This window comes from Streptomyces sp. NBC_00005, assembly GCF_045160215.1.
GTDB lineage: Bacteria > Actinomycetota > Actinomycetes > Streptomycetales > Streptomycetaceae > Streptomyces.
The window spans coordinates 9,362,992-9,381,623 of the sequence record NZ_CP108316.1 but is presented as its reverse complement, the minus strand read 5'-3'; the positions used below and the strand labels follow the sequence as shown (position 1 = coordinate 9,381,623).

Here is an 18,632-nt window from a genome sequence, read left to right as displayed (position 1 = left end):
AGTGTGCTCGGGATGAGAGGCTGATCGAGTCCGGCCTCCGTGTTCGCCGAGGGATTTCGCCGAAGGATAGGGAGAGTTCGTGCCCGAGTCGCAACCCGTCTCGCAGGCGGTACTGAGCCCACTCACCAGTTCCGCCCTCTTCCTGGTCGTGACCGTCGATCCCAGCGGGGAGCCGGTCGTACGGGAGCTGCTGACCGACCTCGCCGGTCTGGTGCGGTCCGTCGGCTTCCGACTCCCGGAAGGAGAGCTGACCTGCGTCACGGGCATCGGCTCCGACGCCTGGGACCGCCTGTTCGTCGGCCCCAGGCCGGCCGAGCTGCATCCCTTCCGGGAAGTCGCCGGCGCCCGACACACCGCACCCGCCACCCCGGGGGACCTGCTCTTCCACATCAAGGCCCGGCAGCCGGACCTGTGCTTCGAGCTGGCCACGCATCTGATGGACCGGCTGCGCGGCATCGTCACCGTCCGCGACGAGGTGTCCGGTTTCAAGTACTTCGACGAACGTGATCTCCTCGGCTTCGTCGACGGCACCGAGAACCCCACCGGTCCCGCCGCGAACACCGCCGTCGTGATCGGTGCCGCCGATCCGGAGCAGGACCCGGACTTCACCGGGGGCAGCTACGTCGTCGTACAGAAGTACCTGCACGACCTGCCGGCGTGGAACGCCCTGCCGGTCGAGGCGCAGGAACGGGCGGTCGGCCGCCGCAAGCTCTCCGACATCGAGCTGCCCGACGACCTCAAACCTGCCGACTCGCACGTCGCGCTCACCACGATCACCGACCCGGACGGCACGGAGCGGCAGATCCTGCGCGACAACATGCCCTTCGGGGCGCCCGGACGCGGCGAGTTCGGCACGTACTTCATCGGCTACGCCAGTACCCCGTCGGTCATCGAGCGCATGCTGGCGAACATGTTCATCGGCGATCCGCCGGGCAGCCACGACCGGCTGCTCGACTTCTCCACAGCGGTCACCGGCACCCTGTTCCACGTACCCACCGCCGACTTCCTCGACGACCCGCCCGCCACCCCGGAGCCGACGGTCTCGGCCCGGACATCCGACGGATCCTCGGGTACCGACGATCGAGCATGACTGCTTGTCGAGCGTCCTCAAGTCTGATTGGGTTCGGCGCGCCGGACACGCGAGGGGCGCGGCAGGCGGGAAGGAACAGTCAGCGTGCAGCCTACGGCGCAGCAGAACATCCAGGGGCCGCTACCCGAAGCGCTCGCACGGGCGATACGTGAGACCGCCGGTGACATCGCCACGCTGTTGAAGAGCGCCACCGACACGACCGTTCCCGTACCGGATTCGAAATGGACGGTCGGCGAGGCGGCCGCCCATCTGGCGCTGGCCAACGAGTTGATGGCCGACCTCGCGTCCGGGCAGGAACGCCCCTACGGGGACGGTACGCCGCAGAGTCTGGCCGCCGCCAACGAACAGTCCCTCGCCGCATTCGGGGAGCGCGGGGCACAGCCGCTGGCGTCGATGATCACCGACCAGGCCGACGTGTTCGTGGACGCCGTGGATCGGGGCGCGGGCGAAGAGAGCGCCGCCTGCCCGGCACTCGTCACGCCACTGGGCCCCATGGACCGGCACGTTCTCGCGTCCTACCTGCTGACGCACATGCTGGGCCACGGCTACGACCTGGCCCGGGCGCTCAACCGCCCGCACATGATCGACCACGACCGTGTCGCACTGTGCATGCCGTTCATGCTCTCGGTCATGCCGCGCGTCGTCGACACGGCCGCCATCGCTGATCTGGCTGTCCGCTACGCCATCCGCCTGCGGGGCGGCACGGAGTTCGGTGTCAGCCTGGGCGACGGCGCCGTGCACGTGACCCCGACGCCGCTGGAACGTCCGGACTGCACCATCCTGATCGAACCCGTGACCTTCCTCCTCATAGCGCTGGGCCGTCGCAACCCGTGGCGGGCCATCGGGCGGGGACAGGTCCTCGCCTGGGGACGCAAGCCCTGGCTCGCGCCCCGCTTCCCGACCCTGTTCACCGCGCCCTGATCCCCTGCAGAGCAGCCAGGTGAGTTCCGTTCGACGCACTTCAGGAGGCATCGTGTCCGGCGCGGGCGAGCTCGGTGTCCGGAGGTTCAGCGCGGAGCCACTGGGCGTCGACTGGATTCACGGGTCGCCGTCGGCCAAGCACAACACCGACCCCGATCTTCAGGTGCACTGGTACGACGAGCACACCGTGTTGCTGAGGCAGAACAAGGCGATCAACTACGAGGCCCCGTTTCTGTACTTGTTGTTCGGGCAGCGCGAGGCGGTTCTGATCGACACGGGTGCCACAGCGTCACCCGAATTCTTTCCGGTGCGCAGGACTGTCGACGGCCTTGTCGAGACGTGGCTGGCTCGTCACCCCCGTGACTCCTATGGCCTTCTCGTACTCCACACGCACTCGCACGGCGATCACGTCGCGGGCGACGGCCAGTTCCTCGACCGGCCGGACACGATCGTGGTCGGTGGTGATCGGGACGCGGCCTGGAGCTACTTCGGGTTCGCCGACGCCCCGGAGGCGGTGAGGCCCCTCGACCTCGGGGGGCGGGTGCTGGAAGCGCTCGCGACTCCGGGCCATGACGCTGCCGCGGTCACCTTCTACGACCCGTGGACCGGGTTCCTGCTGACGGGAGACACCGTCTACCGCGGACGGCTGTACATCGAGGACTGGTCGGACTTCTCACGGACCGTCGACCGGCTGATCGCCTTCGCCGGACGCCGTCCCGTCAGCCACGTTCTGGGCTGCCACATCGAGATGACCCGCGAGCCCGGCGTCGACTACCCGATCCGCACCACGTACCAGCCGGACGAACCCCCGCTGGAGATGACCCCGGCCCACCTGCACGCCGTGCGCGCGGCCCTGGACGAAGTCGGTCCCCAACCCGCTCGGCGCGCGTTCGCCGACTTCATCCTCTGGCCCGATGGCTGACTGCCGGCCGTGCAGGGCGCCGTAGCGCGAGGCGTCCTGAGAACCTGGGCCCCGCCCGGGCGGGGTCCTCACGCGCGCGCCCGGAGTCGAACTACCCACGTCCGTAGCGGAGTTCGTGTGCTTCGGCGAGAAGGAGGTAGGCCGCGGCGGTCCAGGTGTAGGCGCGGTCGCGCAGGCCCGCACCGGTCAGGGCGTCGAAGTTCTCCGCGAAGCCGTGGGTTTCGCACAGGCCCCGGAAGCGGGCGTTGATCTCGTCGGCGAGGCGGTGGTGGCCGCTGCGTCGCAGGCCGTCCTCGACGAGGACGGTGGCGGGTGCCCAGATGGGTCCGCGCCAGTAGCCGTCGGGGCGGTACTCCGGAGAGGTGGGCAGCTGGGTGGCCAGTCCGTACGGGGTCAGATGGTTCTCGATGCGGGCGGCCAGGCTCTTGGCGACGTTCTCGGGCAGGTGCTCGCCGAGGACGATGGGCATCAGGTCGAGGAGGCTGGAGCTGCTCCAGGTGTCGCCGCTGTCGGCGCCCCGGGCCACGAACCGGTCCCCCGTCCACAGTTCGTCGAGCATGGCCGCCTGGGTGGCCTCCGCGGTGCGGGTCCACTGGCGGGCCTCGTCGGGACGGCCCAGTTCCGTTGCCAGGGCGGCGAGTTCGCGCAGTTGCAGAACCAGGAAGGCGGCCAGGTCGGCGGTGACGACCAGGCGCCCGGGGTCGAAGGTCGTGGCGTTGTCCCAGCCGCTGTCGTTGCCGTGTTGGTAGTGGGGCAGGGCGGTGTCAGGTGCTCGTCGAGCGGTGAGCCAGAATTCGGTCCAGCGTCGCAACTGGTCGTACGTCTCGGCGAGTTCGGCACGGCTGAGGGGGCTGGTGAGGCGTCGTCGAAGGTGGGCGAGGGTCCAGCCGTGGATGGGTGGTTTGACGAAGTTGTAGAGGACCTCGGAGTGGGTCACCGAGTCGGGCAGGGCGCCGCTCTCGTCCTGGTGGTCGAAGGGCAGGGAGAACTGGTCCCAGGCCAGCGTGGGCGCTCCGGGCGCCAGGGCGAGGGCGTTGAAGCAGTGGTCCCAGCTCCAGACCTTGTCCATCCAGTGCTTGGACATCAGCACGGCGGGCCGGGTGACAAGGCCCGCGGGGGCGACGGTCGCCGACCACAGGACGTAGGCGGCGAGTTCGGCGGCCGGTGTGCCGGCCGAACGCCACGGTGCGACCACGTCGACGAAGGCGGCGAAGGCACGCTCCGCCGCGGCCACGACCTCGTCGAACGGCACCGACACGGTGTAGGGCCGGCGCGCGCTGTCGAGTTCCTCGACGGCGACCTCCCAGGAGCCGCCCGCCTCCGCGGAGACGGTGAGACCGCGCTGGGCGCTGCCCAGGGCCTGGTCGCCGCAGACCTCTCGCAGGACACCGGAGAGCACCGTGACGCGATAGCGGCGGCCGGTCTCGTACGAGGTGAAGACATGCGCTCCGTCCGCGGGGTCGCAGAAGAAGTACGTGCCGGTGAAGGGTGTGAGAGTCCGCGCTGCCGCGGTGATACGCAGGCCCGGGCCTTCGCCGCGCAGGCGCACCGCGCCGGGCGACTCGTAGGCGAGGTCGATTCGTCCGCCCTCGTGAGTCGTCCAACTGAGGAGGCCCGGTGTCGCCGTGACACGGGTCTCGACCTTCTGATCGGTCGCGGCATCGAGGGGGACGAGGCGCAGGACGGCGTGCATACCGTTCTGGTGCGACACGAGGTGGAGATCGTCGGCACGCTCCTTCTCCCCCAGCACGGGCGAGATGCCGAACCAGGAGCCGTGCGTGCTGAACGGGATGTCGTGGAGGGAGAAGGCCGGGCCGGATCGGGCGGCGGTCATCAAGCGGTACTCGTTTCTTCAACAGGGACGACGGATCTTCAACAGGGGCGACGGGTCGACCGGTCAGTCCTTCACCGCGCCGGCACTCACCCCGGCGGCGACGTAGCGCTGGGCGAGGACGAGGATCACCGCCGCGGGCAGCGAGGCCACGACCGCGGTGGCCATGATGGCGTTCCACTCCTGGTTGTTGTTGCCGATGTAGTGGTAGATGCCGAGGGTGATCGGTTCGTGTGCGCCGCCGCCCGCGAGGGTGCTGGCGAAGACGAAGTCGGACCAGGACCACAGGAACGCGAACAGCGACACCGTGACGACGGCGTTGCGGCTCATCGGCAGCACGATCGACCAGAAGGTGCGCAGGGGTCCGGCTCCGTCGGTCTTCGCGGCCTGGAGCAGTTCGTTCGGGATGCCGGACATGAACGCGGTGAAGATCAGTACGGCGAAGGGGACGGCCAGCGTGGAGTCCGCGACGATCAGGCCGGGCACCGACTGAAGCAGTCCGAGGCTGAGGTAGATGGCGTAGAAGCCCATCGCCATGATGATGCCGGGGATCATCTGGGCGACCAGGAAGAGGAAGCTGAGCGCGCCGCCGCCGCGCGGGCGGAGTTTGGCCAGGGCGTAGCCGGCGGGTGCGGCGAGCGCGACGGTGAGCACCACGGTTCCGAGGCCGATGACGAGGCTGGTGCCGAGGTAGGGCAACTGGTCGTTCAGGACGGCCCGGTAGCCGGCCAGGGTGCCGTGCGTGGGGAACAGGTCGGGCGGGCTCTTGCGCATGTCCTGGTCACGGGTGAAGGACACGTTGAGCATCCAGTAGACCGGGAACAGCATGATCGCGGTGAGGACGAGGCCCGTGGCCGTCTTCCACCAGGTGGTGCGGCGGGCCCGGCGCGGGCGGTGTGCGGTCGCGATGGTCGTCATGAGGCGTACTGCTTTCGCTGGACCCTGAGATACACCAGGCCGAAGACCAGGGCAGCGACGACGAGCAGGTTGCCGACGGCCGCTCCGGGGCCGAAGGCGGGCAGGAGGTTGCCGAAGCCGAGCCGGTAGGACCAGGTGGCGAAGGTGGTGGACGAGTCCGCCGGGCCGCCCTTGGTCATGATCCAGATGATGTCGAAGACCTTGAGCGTGTAGACCAGGCCCAGCAGCAGGGTGATCGCGGAGACCGGGCGCAGCAGCGGGAGGGTGATGTGCCAGAACCGCCGCCACGCTCCGGCGCCGTCGAGGGCGGCCGCCTCGTACAGGCTCGCGGGAATCGCCTGCAGGCCGCTGTGGAGCACGACCAGGTTGAACGGGACGCCGATCCAGATGTTCGCGATGATCACCGAGATGAGCGACCAGGACGGTGACGTCAGCCAGTTGACCGGTCCGATGCCGACGGCGTGCAGGGCCGCGTTGACGACACCGGAGTCGCTGTTCAGCATCCACGACCAGGTGGACGCCGACACGATCAGCGGTAGCAGCCAAGGCACGAGGAAGAGGGCGCGCAGGGTCGCGGAAAGCCGGAAGTTCTGGTTGAAGAAGACCGCGAGGGCGAGCCCGATGGCGTACTGGAAGAACAGGCACACGACGGTGAACACCACCGTATGGGTGAGCGCGGGTCCGAAGGTCGGATCGTCGAAGACGGTGCGGTAGTTGGCGAGGCCGGTGAAGGGCGCGTCGCCCTGGACGAAGGAGCGGACGGTGTAGTGGCGCAGGCTCAGGTCGAGGTTGCGGTAGAGCGGATAGGCGTAGAAGAGGCCGAGGTAGAGGGTGACGGGGGCCAGGAAGGCCCAGGCGGCCCACTGCTGGGAGGAGGGCCGACGCCGTTTCCTGCTGCGGACCGGGGACGGGACGGCGGAGGCCGCCCCGTCTCGGTCGAGCACAGGCCGATGGTGCGGAAGCTGTGTCGTGCGGTTCATCAACGACCCTTGAATTCCGGTTACTTGACGGCGTTCTGCGCCGTGGTGAGGGCGTCATTGGGGGACTTGGCCCCGCTGAGGGTGGACTGGACGGCCTTCCACAACTGCTCGGAGATCTTGGGGTACTTGGTGCCCAGGTCGTCGCTGGTGCGCCCCTTGGCCGCCTGGACCGCGTCGACCCAGGGCTTCAGCTTGGCGTTCGCCGCCACCTGCTTGCCCTGGACCTCGCTGGTGGGCGCCACGTAGGACAGCGTGGTGTCGGTGTCGTACAGGTTCTGGGTGCTGGTCAGACAGGCCGTCAGCTCCTGGGAGGTGGCGTAGCGGCCGGTGTCGTCCTGGACGGGGATGGTGACGAACTCGCCGCCGGTCGGGGCGGCGGCGTTGCCTCCCGTGGCGGCGGGTATCGGGAGCACGCCGTAGTCCAGGCCGGCCTTCTCGGCGTTGGCCAGCTGCCAGGTGCCGTTCTCGGCGAAGGCATAGTCACCGGTGGCGAACTCCTGCCAGCTGGTGGTCTGGGTGTTGTTGAGCACCGAGTTGGGGGCGTAGCCCTTCTTCAGCCAGCCGTTCCACAGAGACAGCGCCGACTCGCCCTGGGAGGAGTCGAGTTGGGTCAGTTTCGCGCCCGCACCCCAGAACCATGGCAGGAACTGGAAGCTGCCCTCCTCGGTGCCGATCGCGGAGAAGGTGATGCCCTTCTTGCCCGCCTTCTTCACCTTCTCCAGGGCTGCCGTGAGGGACGGCCAGTCCTTGACCGCGGCGATGTCGACGCCCGCGGCCGCCAGGACCTTCTTGTTGTAGTAGAGGGCAAGGGTGTTGGCGCCGATCGGCGTGCCGTACGTCTTCCCGTGCGACTGGCCGGCCGCGAGCAGGTTGGCGTCCACCTTCGAGGTGTCCAGGTTGCTGTCGTCGGTCGTGGTGAGCACTCCCGCCTCGGCCAGGGTCGACACCACGGGGTTGTCGACGATGAGGACGTCCGGGGAGTTGCCCTGCTGCGCCGCCAGCAGCGTCTTGTTGGCCAGGTCGCTGGTGTCGAAGCCGGTCCGCTTGATCTTCACACCGGCCTTGGTGCCGCACTTGTCCAGCAGCTTCGTCCAGGCCGAGCCCTTGGCGAACTGCGGGTAGGGGTCCCAGATCGTGTACGTCCCGCTGTCGCCCCCCTTGGCGGACGAACTGCCGCCGGACGAGCAGGCGGTGGTGGCTGTAGCGAGGGCGGCGACGGTCAGGGCCGCGGCGGTGAGCCGCCGTCCGGTGGTTCTGTTCATAGGGCGTTCCTTTGTGATTTCGGCAAGGGCATGCCGAGGATGCGGGTGTGTTTTCGGCAAGGGCATGCCGAAGAAGCAGTCGGGAGATGACCGGCCGCGCAGGGTCGGTGAAGGAGCGGCTCCTCCGCGAGCGCGACGGGCCGCCGCGGGGCGATGGGGCGTTCGGGGTCAGGCGTTCATGCCGGAGGCGGAGTCCGATGCGTGGTGGGCGGGTCCGGTGCTGGCGCGCAGGGAGATGGGCGGGGCGAGCAGGTGGTGGCGCGGTGCCGCGTCGGCGTGGCCGAGTCGCTCGACGAGGAGGTCGACGGCGAAGCGTCCCATCTGCTCCGCCGGTACGTCCGCCGCGGTGAGCTGCGGGGTCACCGTCTCGGCCCACCGGCCCGCCACCACTCCGGTGACGGAGAAGTCGCGCGGCACATGGCGGCCCGCGACGGCCAGCCCGCGGTAAATGCCGCCCAGCGCAGCCTCGTTGAGCGTGACCAGCGCCGTGGTGGCCGGATCGTCGTGCAGGATCCGCTCCATGCAGGCCTCGCCGGAGGGAGCGTCGTCCCCGCAGCAGTACGTCCGCACGGTGAGCCCACGCTCGGCCGCGGCCTTGGTGAAGCCCTCCAGCCCGCGGTGCGCCGACTCGTAGCCGGCACGCAGCATGCGCTCGGGCCGGTTCACGAGGGCGATCCTGCGGTGGCCCAGGTCGGCGAGGTGGTGCACACAGGCGGCGGCCAGCGCGGTGTGGTCCAGGCCCACCCACCAGTCGCCGTCCGGCTGCGCGGTGCGGCCGATGCAGACGGCGGGGAAGTTCTCGGCGACGAGGTGGTCGATCCGGTCGTCCTGAAGCCTGATCTCCATCAGGATCGCGCCGTCGACCCGCCGCTCGGCCAGCAGCCGCTGGAAGGAGCGGTCACTGTCCACGCCGCTCGGCGACAGCAGCACGTCGTAGTCGTAGGCCGCCGCGGCCTCCACCACGCTGCCGATGAAGTCCAGTTGCATGCCGGTGTAGTGGGTGCCGGCCGGCGGGAAGACCAGACCGAGGGTGCTGGTCCGGCCGTTGGCCAGGGCACGGGCGCTCGCGTTCGGGCGGTAACCCAGTTCGTCGATGACCTGCTGGATCTTCTGCCGGGTGTCGTCCGACACCGGACGCTTGCCGCTGAGTGCGTACGAGACGGTGCTCCGGGAGACACCGGCCCGCCGGGCGATCTCACCGATGTTCACGGCACTCCTTCGTCGAACCGGTTCGAGCGCGAGCCAGCTGTCGAACCGGTTCGCGTGAAGGGAAGGTAGGAGCGCACCGAAGCGGCTGTCAATGGCTTGCGCGCACTTGCGGGAAATCCTCGTCCAATCCGTGTCGGAGGTATTGCTGCCGCTCTTTCGGCACTGCTAGCTTCCGCCGAACCGGTTCGACAGGGCCGTATCGAATCGTCACCGCACGCCACATCGGGCCATGAAGCTCAAGGCCCGACCGGTCCGACGTCGGTCGAACCGGTTCGCGTCATGGGTTGGCGACCCACTACAACCCCGATCCGATCGCCCGGCACGCCGACATCTCGGTCAACGGCGGCGGCCCGCAGGGTGCTGTTCCCGACGACCTTCCACTTCGACAACTTCTGGGACCTGACCGTCCCGCTCACGCTGAAGAAGGGCACGAACCGGCTCACGTTCACCGCGGCGGAGCTGCCCGACTTCAACGGCGACACCTACAACCAGTACGACCAGCGGTCGCCGTACGCACCGGTCATCGACCGGATCGCCGTCACCCCGCTCACCGAGAAGTAGCGGGCGAGCCTCCCGCCTCCCCCTCCCCTCCCTCTCCAGACGAAAGAGCCGCACATGCACCTGCGTTCACCACGCCCGATTTCCAGAACCGCCGTCCTGCTGGCCACCCTGGCGGCGAGCCTGCTGCCGGCCACCACCTCGCACGCCGCCGACACCAGCGTCACCGTGGACTTCGCCACCGCCGGAGGCGCTCCCACCTACCACGCCTCCGGCATGATCTACGGGATGACCCCGGACGGCACGCTGCCCCAGGACCACTTCTTCAAGGACATCAAGTGGCACTTCATGCGGGCCGGCGGCGCCCAGCTCAACAGCGGCGGCTATGCCACCAGCCTCGCCGACTACCAGACCCGCTGGAACTCCACGCTCGCCCAGTACAAGCGGACCGCCGCCCTCGGCGGCACGTTCGTGCTGCTGCCGCACGACCTGTGGGGCGCCGACGGCACCACCAGCCAGGGCTGGCCCGGCGACAACGGTGACTGGACGCAGTTCGACGCTTTCGTCACCCAGCTCATCAGTGACGTCAAGGCCAACAACATGACGGTCCAGTGGGACCTGTGGAACGAGCCCGACGGCAGCGGCTTCTGGGGCGCCTCGCAGACCCAATACCTGCAGATGTGGTCGCGGTTCTACGCCAAGGTCCGGGCCGCGTTCCCGGGCCAGCTGATCGTCGGGCCCAGCATCGCGGGCCAGCCGAACTCCTCCAACTCCTGGTGGACGACGTTCCTTTCCTACGTCAAGGCCAACAACGTGGCCCCGGACATCTGGAGTTGGCACGACGAACCGGGTGATCCGGTGACGGACGTCGGACGCGCCAACTCGACCCTCGCCGCAGCAGGGTTGACCAACACCCGGCCGTACCAGATCAACGAGTACGCCACCCTGTCCATGCAGTCCCCGGGCGGCGGCGCCTGGTTCATCGGCCGCCTGGAGCGGGCCGACGCCGACGGCCTGCGCGGCAACTGGGCCTCGGGCACCAACCTGCACGACTACGAGGCCAACCTGCTCACCAAGAACAGCGCCGGCCAGTACGTGCCGCTCGGCGAGTGGTTCATGTACCGCTACTACGGCTCGCAGACCGGCAACATCGTCAACCTGGTCCCGGGCACCGGTACGGACGGCCTGGCCACCAAGGACAACTCCGCGAAGAACGCCAAGATCCTGCTCGGCAGCAGCGGCAACACCGGCACGGTCACCGTCAACCTCACCGGACTGAACACGACTTCAACGGTGGAGGGCGGCAAGGTCCGTGCGGTCGTCCAGCGTGTCCCGTACAACAACGGTGCCGCGGTGACCGGTCCGGAGACCATCTCCGACACCACCCTGACGGTCAGCAACAACGCGGCCTCGGTGTCCATCCCGTGGTCCAGCGCCAAGGACGGCTACACGGTCACCCTGCTGCCGCCGTCCAACACCACCGTCTCCACGGTCGCCGTCAGCCAGAACAGCGGACAGTGCCTGGACGACACCGACGTGAGCACCGCCAACGGCACCCAGTACCAGCAGTACTACTGCGAGGGCGGCTACCAGCAGATGCTCGACCTCAAGCCGGTGGCCGGCCGGACCAACACCTACACCGTCGCCAACGAGCACAGCGGCAAGTGCCTGGACGTCGCGGGCGCCTCCACCGCCGACGGCGCCGCCGTCGACCAGTACACCTGCAACGGCCAGACCAACCAGATGTTCACCCTCAACCCCGTCACCGCACTCGGCAACAGCCACGACTACCAACTCGTCGCCGTGCACAGCGGCAAGTGCGTCGACGTCTCCAACGTCTCCACCCAGCTGCGGGCCCTGATCCACCAGTGGACCTGCGACCCAGCGAGCGTCCTCAGCACCAAGAAGAACCAGATCTGGCGGCTCCAGGGCAAGGCCTGAGCCTCCGCGTCCTCTGTTCCCCGGAACCGCCGGGGAACAGAGGACGACGCCTCTTCGGACACAGCGAGGCGCTCACGGCAGGGCGGCGTCGGATGACGGCGATGAATCCTCTGCAGCCCACGAGGGGCAGGGCGGCGTCCGGAACCGGCCTGTGCGAGCATGCGGCAACTCAGTCGCGGGGCGCGGAGGTGAGCCGCGGGGGCGCGGAGGTGAGCCCGCTTCTCCAGCTCCTCCTCGTCGCCCGGCGTGAGCATCGGCTGACGCGAGGCGCACGGCATGGTCACCACGAACTTGGTCGGCGCGTCCGAGAAGGCGTTGCCGTTCCGGCAGTGCATCACGTCACCGCCCGGCTCACCCTCGAGCTCGAACCGGACCGCGCCCTCGACGACGTAGCCGAAACGCGGCCCCGATTGGCGGTGTGGAGGAGTTCCGGGGTGACCGGGAGGCCACTCGACGAGGACGGTCGTCCCCCAAGCCCCCTCTGGACGCCGCCTCGTTTGCGCCTTCTCTGCGGCCCGGCGACCCGCCGCCCGTCTCATCGAGAAGGCCGGGCTTCTTCCAGCAGCAGAAGGAGGACGCCTGACCAGGGCAGATGCCCGTCGGACGCCCTCCTCATGCCCTAGGGCCGTCGTACTTGCAGCCCCAGACAGTGGTGTGCCGGGCCCGTGTGTCCGGGCCCGGCATTGCGGCCGGCCTCTGACGCCCTCTCATGAAGCGTCTGGGACCGTCCAGGGACCTCCGGCGTTTCCTCGGGTCTCCCGGCGGCCACAGAAGCGTCGGCCGATCTCGGCTGTTGAGAATCGAGCCGTACCGCGGACAGCCCGTCGTGGAAACCCTGGCGGTCGCCGGGCCGAAGGAAAGCACGCCCGTCGTTGGCGCGCCGCTGGATGGGCGGCGCCCGAGCCAGACCCGGCGGTCGCCGGGGTTTTCGACGGGGCCGCCGATGGCCACGCCACCCAGGATCAACCTGTCCTTGTCGTTGTCACCGGGTATGCGCGGCTACGGCGAGCCTTGCCCGCGCTCCGACCTCCAGCAGTGCGGAGGGTGCAACTACCAGGACTTCGACGAGTGTGACGGGGAGTCGGGCTTGGACGGGTGCGACGGGTATTCCGGCTTCTCCGGGTGGGCCGGCTTCTCGGGGTAGGCGGGCTTCTCCGGGTGGGCCGGCTTCTCCGGGTGGGCCGGCTTTTCCGGGTACGCGGGCTTCTCCGGGTACGCGGGCTTCTCCGGGTGGGCCGGCTTTTCCGGGTACGCGGGCTTCTCCGGATACGCGGGCTTCTCCGGGTGGGCCGGCTTCTCCGGATACGCGGGCTTCTCCGGATACGCGGGCTTCTCCGGGTGGGCCGGCTTCTCCGGATACGCGGGCTTCTCCGGATACGCGGGCTTCTCCGGGTAAGCGGGCTTCTCCGGGTAGGCCGGCTTCTCCGGATACGCGGGCTTCTCCGGATACGCGGGCTTCTCCGGGTGGGCCGGCTTCTCCGGATACGCGGGCTTCTCCGGGTGGGCCGGCTTCTCCGGATACGCGGGCTTCTCGGGGTAGGCGGGCTTCTCCGGGTAGGCCGGCTTCTCCGGATACGCGGGCTTCTCCGGATACGCGGGCTTCTCCGGGTAGGCCGGCTTCTCCGGATACGCGGGCTTCTCCGGATACGCGGGCTTCTCCGGGTAGGCCGGCTTCACCGGCATCGCGGGCTTCACCGGCATCGCAGGCTTCTCCGGATACGCGGGCTTCACCGGCATCGCAGGCTTCTCCGGATACGCGGGCTTCACCGGGTACGCGGGCTTCACCGGCATCGCAGGCTTCTCCGGATAGGCCGGCTTCACCGGGTACGCAGGCTTCTCCGGATACGCGGGCTTCACCGGCATCGCAGGCTTCACCGGGTAGGCCGGCTTCTCCGGATACGCAGGCTTCACCGGCATCGCAGGCTTCACCGGCATCGTCGGATACGCAGGTTTCACCGGATAGTCGGGCTTCACCGGGTAGACCGGCTTTACGGGGTACGCGGGCTTCACCGGAATCACCGGATACGCAGGCTTCTCCGGGTACGCGGGCTTCACCGGATAGTCGGGCTTCACCGGCATCACCGGATAGACGGGCTTCTCCGGATGCGCCGGATACTCGGGCTTCACCGGATAGACCGGCTTCTCCGGATACTCGGGCTTCACCGGGTGCGCCGGGTACTCAGGCTTCACCGGATAGACCGGCTTCTCCGGATACGCGGGCTTCACCGGGTGCGCCGGGTACTCAGGCTTCTCCGGATAGACCGGCTTGTCGGGGTGAGCGGGCTTGTCCGGGTGCGCCGGATAACCCGGCTTCTCCGGGTAGACCGACTTCGACGTGTGCGTCGGATAGGCGAACGGCGCCGGATACGGCGGCTGCGGGGGGGCGTGGTCCTGAGCGATGGCGGGTCCCGCGATCGCCAGCTGGGCTGTGGCGAGCGTCGCAACCATGGTGGCTGACGCCAGAACGGATCGCCATCTCGGCGATGTCGTCATCTTCTCCACTCTCCTCGACCTGGTTCAGGGCTTCGTGACGGCTGGTCAGTACCAAGACCGGATAGTGGAATAATCAGGAAATAAGCCCCACGAATAACGCTGAGGCGGTCATAAGCCACCGGATGGTGTAGCCCGGGAGGCCAGTTGGCCCGGGTTATGGCGACCGGTTGGGCAGGGTGGGTGCATCGCGCATCGCGCGGTCAAGACCAACCTGGACCGTGCCGACCGAGCAGCGGGAAGTGACGGACAGGCGGTTCGCCACGTGTCCTCCATGCCGTGAAGGACACCTGCCTCATCGACACCCGGTGCCGTAGCGAAGAGTCGTTCCAGCCTGGTGCGCCGTCGGGCGGGGTGACGCCGATGCGTCGGGCAAGCTGCGAGACAGCCCGCGCCCGCGGCCAGGACACGGAGTTCGTCATCGAGGCCCATCAGCCGGCCGCCCAGGCCCGCGTCTCCCCGCTCAGCGCGCGCTCTGCGGGGTGTCGCCGGAGATGCCGGCGAAGAGCTCGTGGTCGCGGGCGTTGCGGCCGATCAGGTTGTTCGGGCCGGGGGGCCGGTGCGAGGGCTACGTGCTGAACCTCGACCCCGACCCGCAGGATCCGACCCCCGCCGCTCTGCCCGGCGGACGGCGAGGGGTGCCGCCAGGCCCGTCAGGGCGAACATCGCTCCCACGACGGACCAGCCGGGGCGGCCCCAGGTGAGGCACAGCGCGACAAGCAGGCCCGGCCCGAGCGCTTCCGCCAGTCCTGCGCCCAGGCCGAACACGCCCAGGTACTGGCCGGTGGCGTGCTGCGGGGCGAGGGCGAAGGAGACCTCGAAGCCCGCGGCGGAGTGCCAGAGTTCGCCGACCGTGTGCACGACCACCGCGGCGAGGAGCACAGCTGCGGCAGCCCGGGCCGGAAGACCCGCGGCGAGCGGGATGAGCGAGCAGGAGGCGAGGAAGGTCACGCCTGCTCGGCGGTAGGCACGGCCGCCGGCTGCCGGGGAGGTGACGGTGCGGCCGGCGCGGACCTGGAACACGATGACCATGACGGTACTGATGAGCATCGTGCCCGAGATCAGCCAGTGCGGTGCGGTGGTGGCCGCCACCAGCCACAGCGGAACCGCCACGGTGAGCACCTTGAACTGGATGGCCATCAGGCCGTCCAGGGTTGTGATCAGCAGGTAGGGGCGGTCGCGCAGGGCGGTCCAGCGTGGGCCACGGACCGGCGGGGCGGGTGTGACCCGCGGCAGGCGGACCAGGACGGCCGCCGCAGCCGCGAAGCCGATCGCGTTGCCGACGACCATGAGCTGGTAGGCCGTGTGCGTGCCGACCTGTACGGCCCAGCCGGCCAGCAGGGCGCCGAGGGAGATGCCGACGTTGGTCACGGCCCGCAGATATGCGCGGAACTCCTGCGGCCGGTCCCCTCCGTAGTGCCGGATGAGCGGGCTTCGGGCCGCAAGTCCGGCCGCTTTCGCGGCAGTTGCCGCGCTCACCGCGAGGACGAACGGCCAGAAGCTGTGGACCAGGACGAAGGATGCCGTCGCCAGCGCCTGGACGACCAGAGTGGGCGTAAACCCCGCGCGCTCCGTGCCTGTCGGCGAGATGGCCGACCACGATGCCCGCGGCCAGCGACACGAGTCCTGCGATGCCGAGCCCGAGTCCCACCTGGCCTGCCGGGAGGTGCACCGCCTGGGTGAAGTACAGGATTCCTGCGGTCAGATAGAGGCCGCTGCCGACGGTGTAGACGAAGTTCGAGGCGGCGAGGGTGCGTTGGGGTCCCGCCTCGGGCGTCAGCATGGGCGCCCGTGCGACGAGGGGTCGGGGTGGTCGGTGAAGTCGAGGTCGCGACAGGGGATTTCGGCCTCGGCGGAGACGTACTGGTCCACGCGGGCGACCTCGCGTTCCCGGAACCAGTCGAGCAGGTCCCGCACGATCGCGCGGCTGTGGCCTCGCCGTCGGTGGGCCGGGTCGGTGACCAGGCCGATCACGTGCCCGACCCGGCCGTTGGTCAGGTGCGGCCCGGGCAGCCGTTGCTCGATGGTGCCGATGCCGCAGGCCGCGAGGCGTCCGTCATCGTCGCCGTCGCCGTCGCCGTCCACGACGAGGATGCGTACGGAGTCCGCCGTCAGCTGTTCCTTCAACACCATGGCCAGGGCGTCCAGCCAGTCGCCGCCGTGGTCCTCGAAGAGCAGGGCCCGCAGCCGCAGGAGCTCGACGAGGTCGTACTCCACCGCCTGCCGTACGGCGGATGGGGGTCCGGGGCGTTGTCGCATACCGACCAGACTGGTGTAATGGTCCAATGCATCTCAACCCTTACGGCGAGGATGCCGTGAATCTGGCCGTGGAGCTGGCCAACCGGCGTCCGGCCGACGCCGAGGAACTCGCGGACCGTTGCCTGGCGGCCGGACTGGTGCTGGAGGGCCCCGTCACCGCCCAGGACCTGGCCCATGCCGAGGAGGCGTTGGACGCGTGGGAGAAGGTGGTCGACGCGGGCGACGAGTACGAACGCGCCGAGCTGCTCAACCGGATGCTGGCGAGGGCCGCCGCCTACCCGCGGATGACCAACCACTCCGGAAGTGGCTGGCACGTGCACTACCGCGACGACCAACAGCCCCTCGGCGCACTGCTGTTGTCACTGATCTCGGTGGGCACCGCGCTGCACCTGGCCGGGCGGGGCATGCACCGTCTGACGCGCTGCGCCGTCACCGAGTGCACCCGGATCTTCGCCGACACCTCCCGCACCGGACGGCAGCGTTACTGCTCCCAGCGCTGCGCCAACCGCGACGCGGTACGCCGTCACCGTGCCCGCGCGACGCCGTCCGGCCCCTGACGACTCCGGTCCGGCGGCCTCTTGTCACGTACGGACGAACCTCCGTCCCGCAGGACTCAACTCCCGCAAATAGAACGGCAATCGCCCAGGTCCGCTGCCGCATCGCTGCCATATTCGAAAACAACTTCGGAGGTGGCTGTGACGCGAGAGGCGACAACATCCCGGGCGCCGGCGACGGCACCCGCGGCGGACCGCACCGCCGAACGCATCGCGGACCTGGAGCACCGCAGGGCCGAGGCGATGGTCGCGGCCCCGCCGAGGAGGCGGGGTGCGCTCGGTGCGCGGGAGCGGATCGGGCGGCTGCTCGACGAGGGATCGTTCTGCGAGACCGGCCTGTTCGTGCGGGCCCGGTCGACGGGAGACGGCACACACCGCCCCTGCGGTGACGGGGTCGTCACCGGATACGGCACCATCGACGGGCGGACGGTCTGTGTGTTCGCCCAGGACTCCACGGTGTTCGGCGGCAGCATGGGCGAGGCCTTCGGCGAGAAGACCGTGGCCCTCATGGACCTGGCGCTGAAGACCGGCTGTCCGGTGATCGGACTCAACGACTCCGGCGGCGCCCGCATCCAGGAGGGCGTCGCCTCGCTCGCCCTCTACGCCGAGTTGGTGCGCCGCAACGTGAAGGCGTCCGGGGTGATCCCGCAGATCTCGGTCATCCTGGGGCCGTGCGCGGGCGGCGCCGCGTACTCGCCGGCCATCACCGACTTCACGGTGATGGTGGACGGCGCCTCGCACATGTTCGTCACCGGCCCCGACGTCATCGAGGCGGTCACCGGCGAGCACACCACCGCCGAGGACCTGGGCGGCGCCCGCACCAGCAACTCCGTGAACGGCAACGCCCACTTCCTGGCCGCGGACGAGGAGGACGCCCTCGACGTCGTACGCGATCTGCTGTCGTATCTGCCCGCCAACAACCTCGAGCGGCCGCCTCAGTACGCGCCCGGGTCCGTTCCCGCCGGGGACGGGCTCGACGAGGTCGTGCCCGACCGGACCGGGCAGGCCTACGACATGTGGGACATCCTGCAGACCGTCGTCGACGACGGTGAACTGCTGCAGGTGCAGGAGCTGTTCGCGCCGAACATCATCTGTGCGCTGGCCCGGATCGAGGGCGGCACCGTCGGGGTCGTCGCCAACCAGCCGCTGCACTCGGCCGGCGTCCTGGACATCGACGCCTCCGAGAAGGCCGCGCGGTTCGTGCGGTTCTGCGACGCGTTCGGCATACCGCTGCTGACCTTCGCCGACGTCCCCGGCTACCTCTCCGGTGTCCACCAGGAGCGGGCCGGCATCATCCGGCGCGGCGCCAAACTCCTGTACGCATACGCCGAGGCGACCGTCCCGAAGCTCACCGTGGTGGTGCGCAAGGCGTACGGCGGCGGGTACGCGGTGATGGGGTCCAAGCACCTGGGCGCCGACGTCAACCTCGCCTGGCCGACCGCCCGTATCGCCGTCATGGGCGCAGAGGGCGCCGTCGGCCTGCTGCACCGGCGTGAACTCGCCGCCGCGGACGATCCGGTGGCGTTGCGCGCCCGCCTCGTCGCCGCGTACGAGAGCACTCACGGGACCCCGTACCCCGCCGCCGAACGCGGGTACGTCGACGCGGTCATCGCACCGCGGGACACCCGTGCCCACCTCTGCCGTGCGCTGCGCGCGCTGCGCGGCAAGCGTGCCCCCATGCCGGAGCGCCGGCACGGCAACATCCCGCTCTGATCCCCCCGACTCGCCGACCGAGGCCGCGCCGTCCCGCCGGCCGA

The 18,632-nt window shown here is 69.5% G+C and carries 14 protein-coding genes and 2 pseudogenes; 7 read left to right on the top strand and 9 right to left on the bottom strand.

Annotated features, from left to right (window positions below):
- Window positions 1-79: 79 nt before the first annotated feature.
- From OG303_RS42820 to OG303_RS42810, 3 genes are all read left to right on the top strand, one after another.
- Window positions 80-1,090, top strand: a complete 1,011-nt coding sequence (locus OG303_RS42820) for a Dyp-type peroxidase (RefSeq protein ID WP_405875303.1) — start codon at window positions 80-82, stop codon at window positions 1,088-1,090.
- Between the two features lie 84 nt (window positions 1,091-1,174).
- The gene (locus tag OG303_RS42815; protein WP_405875302.1) at window positions 1,175-2,011 is read left to right on the top strand and encodes a maleylpyruvate isomerase family mycothiol-dependent enzyme; all 837 of its coding nucleotides are present in this window, start codon (window positions 1,175-1,177) and stop codon (window positions 2,009-2,011) included.
- Between the two features lie 52 nt (window positions 2,012-2,063).
- Window positions 2,064-2,933, top strand: a complete 870-nt coding sequence (locus OG303_RS42810) for an MBL fold metallo-hydrolase (RefSeq protein ID WP_405875301.1) — start codon at window positions 2,064-2,066, stop codon at window positions 2,931-2,933.
- Between the two features lie 91 nt (window positions 2,934-3,024).
- On the opposite strand, the gene OG303_RS42805 is transcribed toward OG303_RS42810, so the two are convergent.
- The 5 genes from OG303_RS42805 to OG303_RS42785 all read right to left on the bottom strand — a co-directional run bounded on the left by OG303_RS42805 (window position 3,025) and on the right by OG303_RS42785 (window position 9,133).
- Window positions 3,025-4,767 (bottom strand): amylo-alpha-1,6-glucosidase, encoded by a 1,743-nt coding sequence (locus OG303_RS42805; RefSeq protein WP_405875300.1) that lies wholly within the window; start codon window positions 4,765-4,767, stop codon window positions 3,025-3,027.
- Window positions 4,768-4,830: 63 nt separating this feature from the next.
- Window positions 4,831-5,682, bottom strand: a complete 852-nt coding sequence (locus tag OG303_RS42800) for a carbohydrate ABC transporter permease (protein WP_405875299.1) — start codon at window positions 5,680-5,682, stop codon at window positions 4,831-4,833.
- Window positions 5,679-6,662 (bottom strand): carbohydrate ABC transporter permease, encoded by a 984-nt coding sequence (locus OG303_RS42795; RefSeq protein WP_405875298.1) that lies wholly within the window; start codon window positions 6,660-6,662, stop codon window positions 5,679-5,681. Before OG303_RS42795 ends, OG303_RS42800 begins: the two co-directional genes overlap by 4 nt.
- A 20-nt stretch (window positions 6,663-6,682) precedes the next feature.
- Window positions 6,683-7,924: an extracellular solute-binding protein gene (locus tag OG303_RS42790; RefSeq protein ID WP_405875297.1), complete on the bottom strand. Its 1,242-nt coding sequence runs from the start codon at window positions 7,922-7,924 to the stop codon at window positions 6,683-6,685.
- A gap of 168 nt (window positions 7,925-8,092) precedes the next feature.
- A complete protein-coding gene (locus OG303_RS42785) occupies window positions 8,093-9,133 on the bottom strand; it encodes a LacI family DNA-binding transcriptional regulator (RefSeq protein WP_405875296.1) in 1,041 nt (346 codons plus the stop codon).
- Window positions 9,134-9,420: 287 nt separating this feature from the next.
- On the opposite strand from OG303_RS42785, the pseudogene OG303_RS42780 reads away from it, so the two are divergent.
- Window positions 9,421-9,694, top strand: a pseudogene (locus OG303_RS42780) (cellulosome protein); the annotation flags it as partial.
- Between the two features lie 54 nt (window positions 9,695-9,748).
- Entirely contained in the window at window positions 9,749-11,572 is a 1,824-nt protein-coding gene (locus OG303_RS42775) for an RICIN domain-containing protein (RefSeq protein ID WP_405875295.1), read from the top strand.
- A 197-nt stretch (window positions 11,573-11,769) separates the two neighbouring features.
- Here the strand turns inward: OG303_RS42775 and OG303_RS42770 are convergent.
- The 4 genes and pseudogenes from OG303_RS42770 to OG303_RS42755 all read right to left on the bottom strand — a co-directional run.
- Window positions 11,770-12,111, bottom strand: a pseudogene (locus OG303_RS42770) (cupin); the annotation flags it as partial.
- A 511-nt stretch (window positions 12,112-12,622) separates the two neighbouring features.
- Window positions 12,623-14,020, bottom strand: a complete 1,398-nt coding sequence (locus tag OG303_RS42765; RefSeq protein WP_405875294.1) for a hypothetical protein — start codon at window positions 14,018-14,020, stop codon at window positions 12,623-12,625.
- Between the two features lie 576 nt (window positions 14,021-14,596).
- The gene (locus OG303_RS42760) at window positions 14,597-15,574 is read right to left on the bottom strand and encodes an MFS transporter (RefSeq protein ID WP_405877754.1); all 978 of its coding nucleotides are present in this window, start codon (window positions 15,572-15,574) and stop codon (window positions 14,597-14,599) included.
- A gap of 264 nt (window positions 15,575-15,838) precedes the next feature.
- On the bottom strand, window positions 15,839-16,321 hold the full coding sequence (locus tag OG303_RS42755; protein ID WP_405875293.1) for a GNAT family N-acetyltransferase: 483 nt from the start codon (window positions 16,319-16,321) through the stop codon (window positions 15,839-15,841).
- A 26-nt stretch (window positions 16,322-16,347) separates the two neighbouring features.
- On the opposite strand from OG303_RS42755, the gene OG303_RS42750 reads away from it, so the two are divergent.
- Both OG303_RS42750 and OG303_RS42745 read left to right on the top strand, forming a co-directional pair.
- Window positions 16,348-16,878, top strand: coding sequence for a CGNR zinc finger domain-containing protein (locus OG303_RS42750; protein WP_405875292.1), 531 nt, complete (start codon window positions 16,348-16,350; stop codon window positions 16,876-16,878).
- 240 nt (window positions 16,879-17,118) lie between these two features.
- Window positions 17,119-18,588 carry an acyl-CoA carboxylase subunit beta gene (locus OG303_RS42745; protein ID WP_405877752.1) on the top strand — a complete coding sequence of 490 codons (1,470 nt, stop codon included), beginning with the start codon at window positions 17,119-17,121 and terminating at the stop codon, window positions 18,586-18,588.
- Window positions 18,589-18,632: the final 44 nt, after the last annotated feature.

Coding starts and splice junctions, on each gene's coding strand:
- OG303_RS42805 (WP_405875300.1), bottom strand. CDS start 4,767: ATGACCGCCGCCCGATCCGGCCCGGCCTTCTCCCTCCACGACATCCCG.
- OG303_RS42800 (WP_405875299.1), bottom strand. CDS start 5,682: ATGACGACCATCGCGACCGCACACCGCCCGCGCCGGGCCCGCCGCACC.
- OG303_RS42755 (WP_405875293.1), bottom strand. CDS start 16,321: ATGCGACAACGCCCCGGACCCCCATCCGCCGTACGGCAGGCGGTGGAG.
- OG303_RS42750 (WP_405875292.1), top strand. CDS start 16,348: ATGCATCTCAACCCTTACGGCGAGGATGCCGTGAATCTGGCCGTGGAG.
- OG303_RS42790 (WP_405875297.1), bottom strand. CDS start 7,924: ATGAACAGAACCACCGGACGGCGGCTCACCGCCGCGGCCCTGACCGTC.
- OG303_RS42795 (WP_405875298.1), bottom strand. CDS start 6,662: ATGAACCGCACGACACAGCTTCCGCACCATCGGCCTGTGCTCGACCGA.
- OG303_RS42775 (WP_405875295.1), top strand. CDS start 9,749: ATGCACCTGCGTTCACCACGCCCGATTTCCAGAACCGCCGTCCTGCTG.
- OG303_RS42765 (WP_405875294.1), bottom strand. CDS start 14,020: ATGGTTGCGACGCTCGCCACAGCCCAGCTGGCGATCGCGGGACCCGCC.
- OG303_RS42745 (WP_405877752.1), top strand. CDS start 17,119: ATGGTCGCGGCCCCGCCGAGGAGGCGGGGTGCGCTCGGTGCGCGGGAG.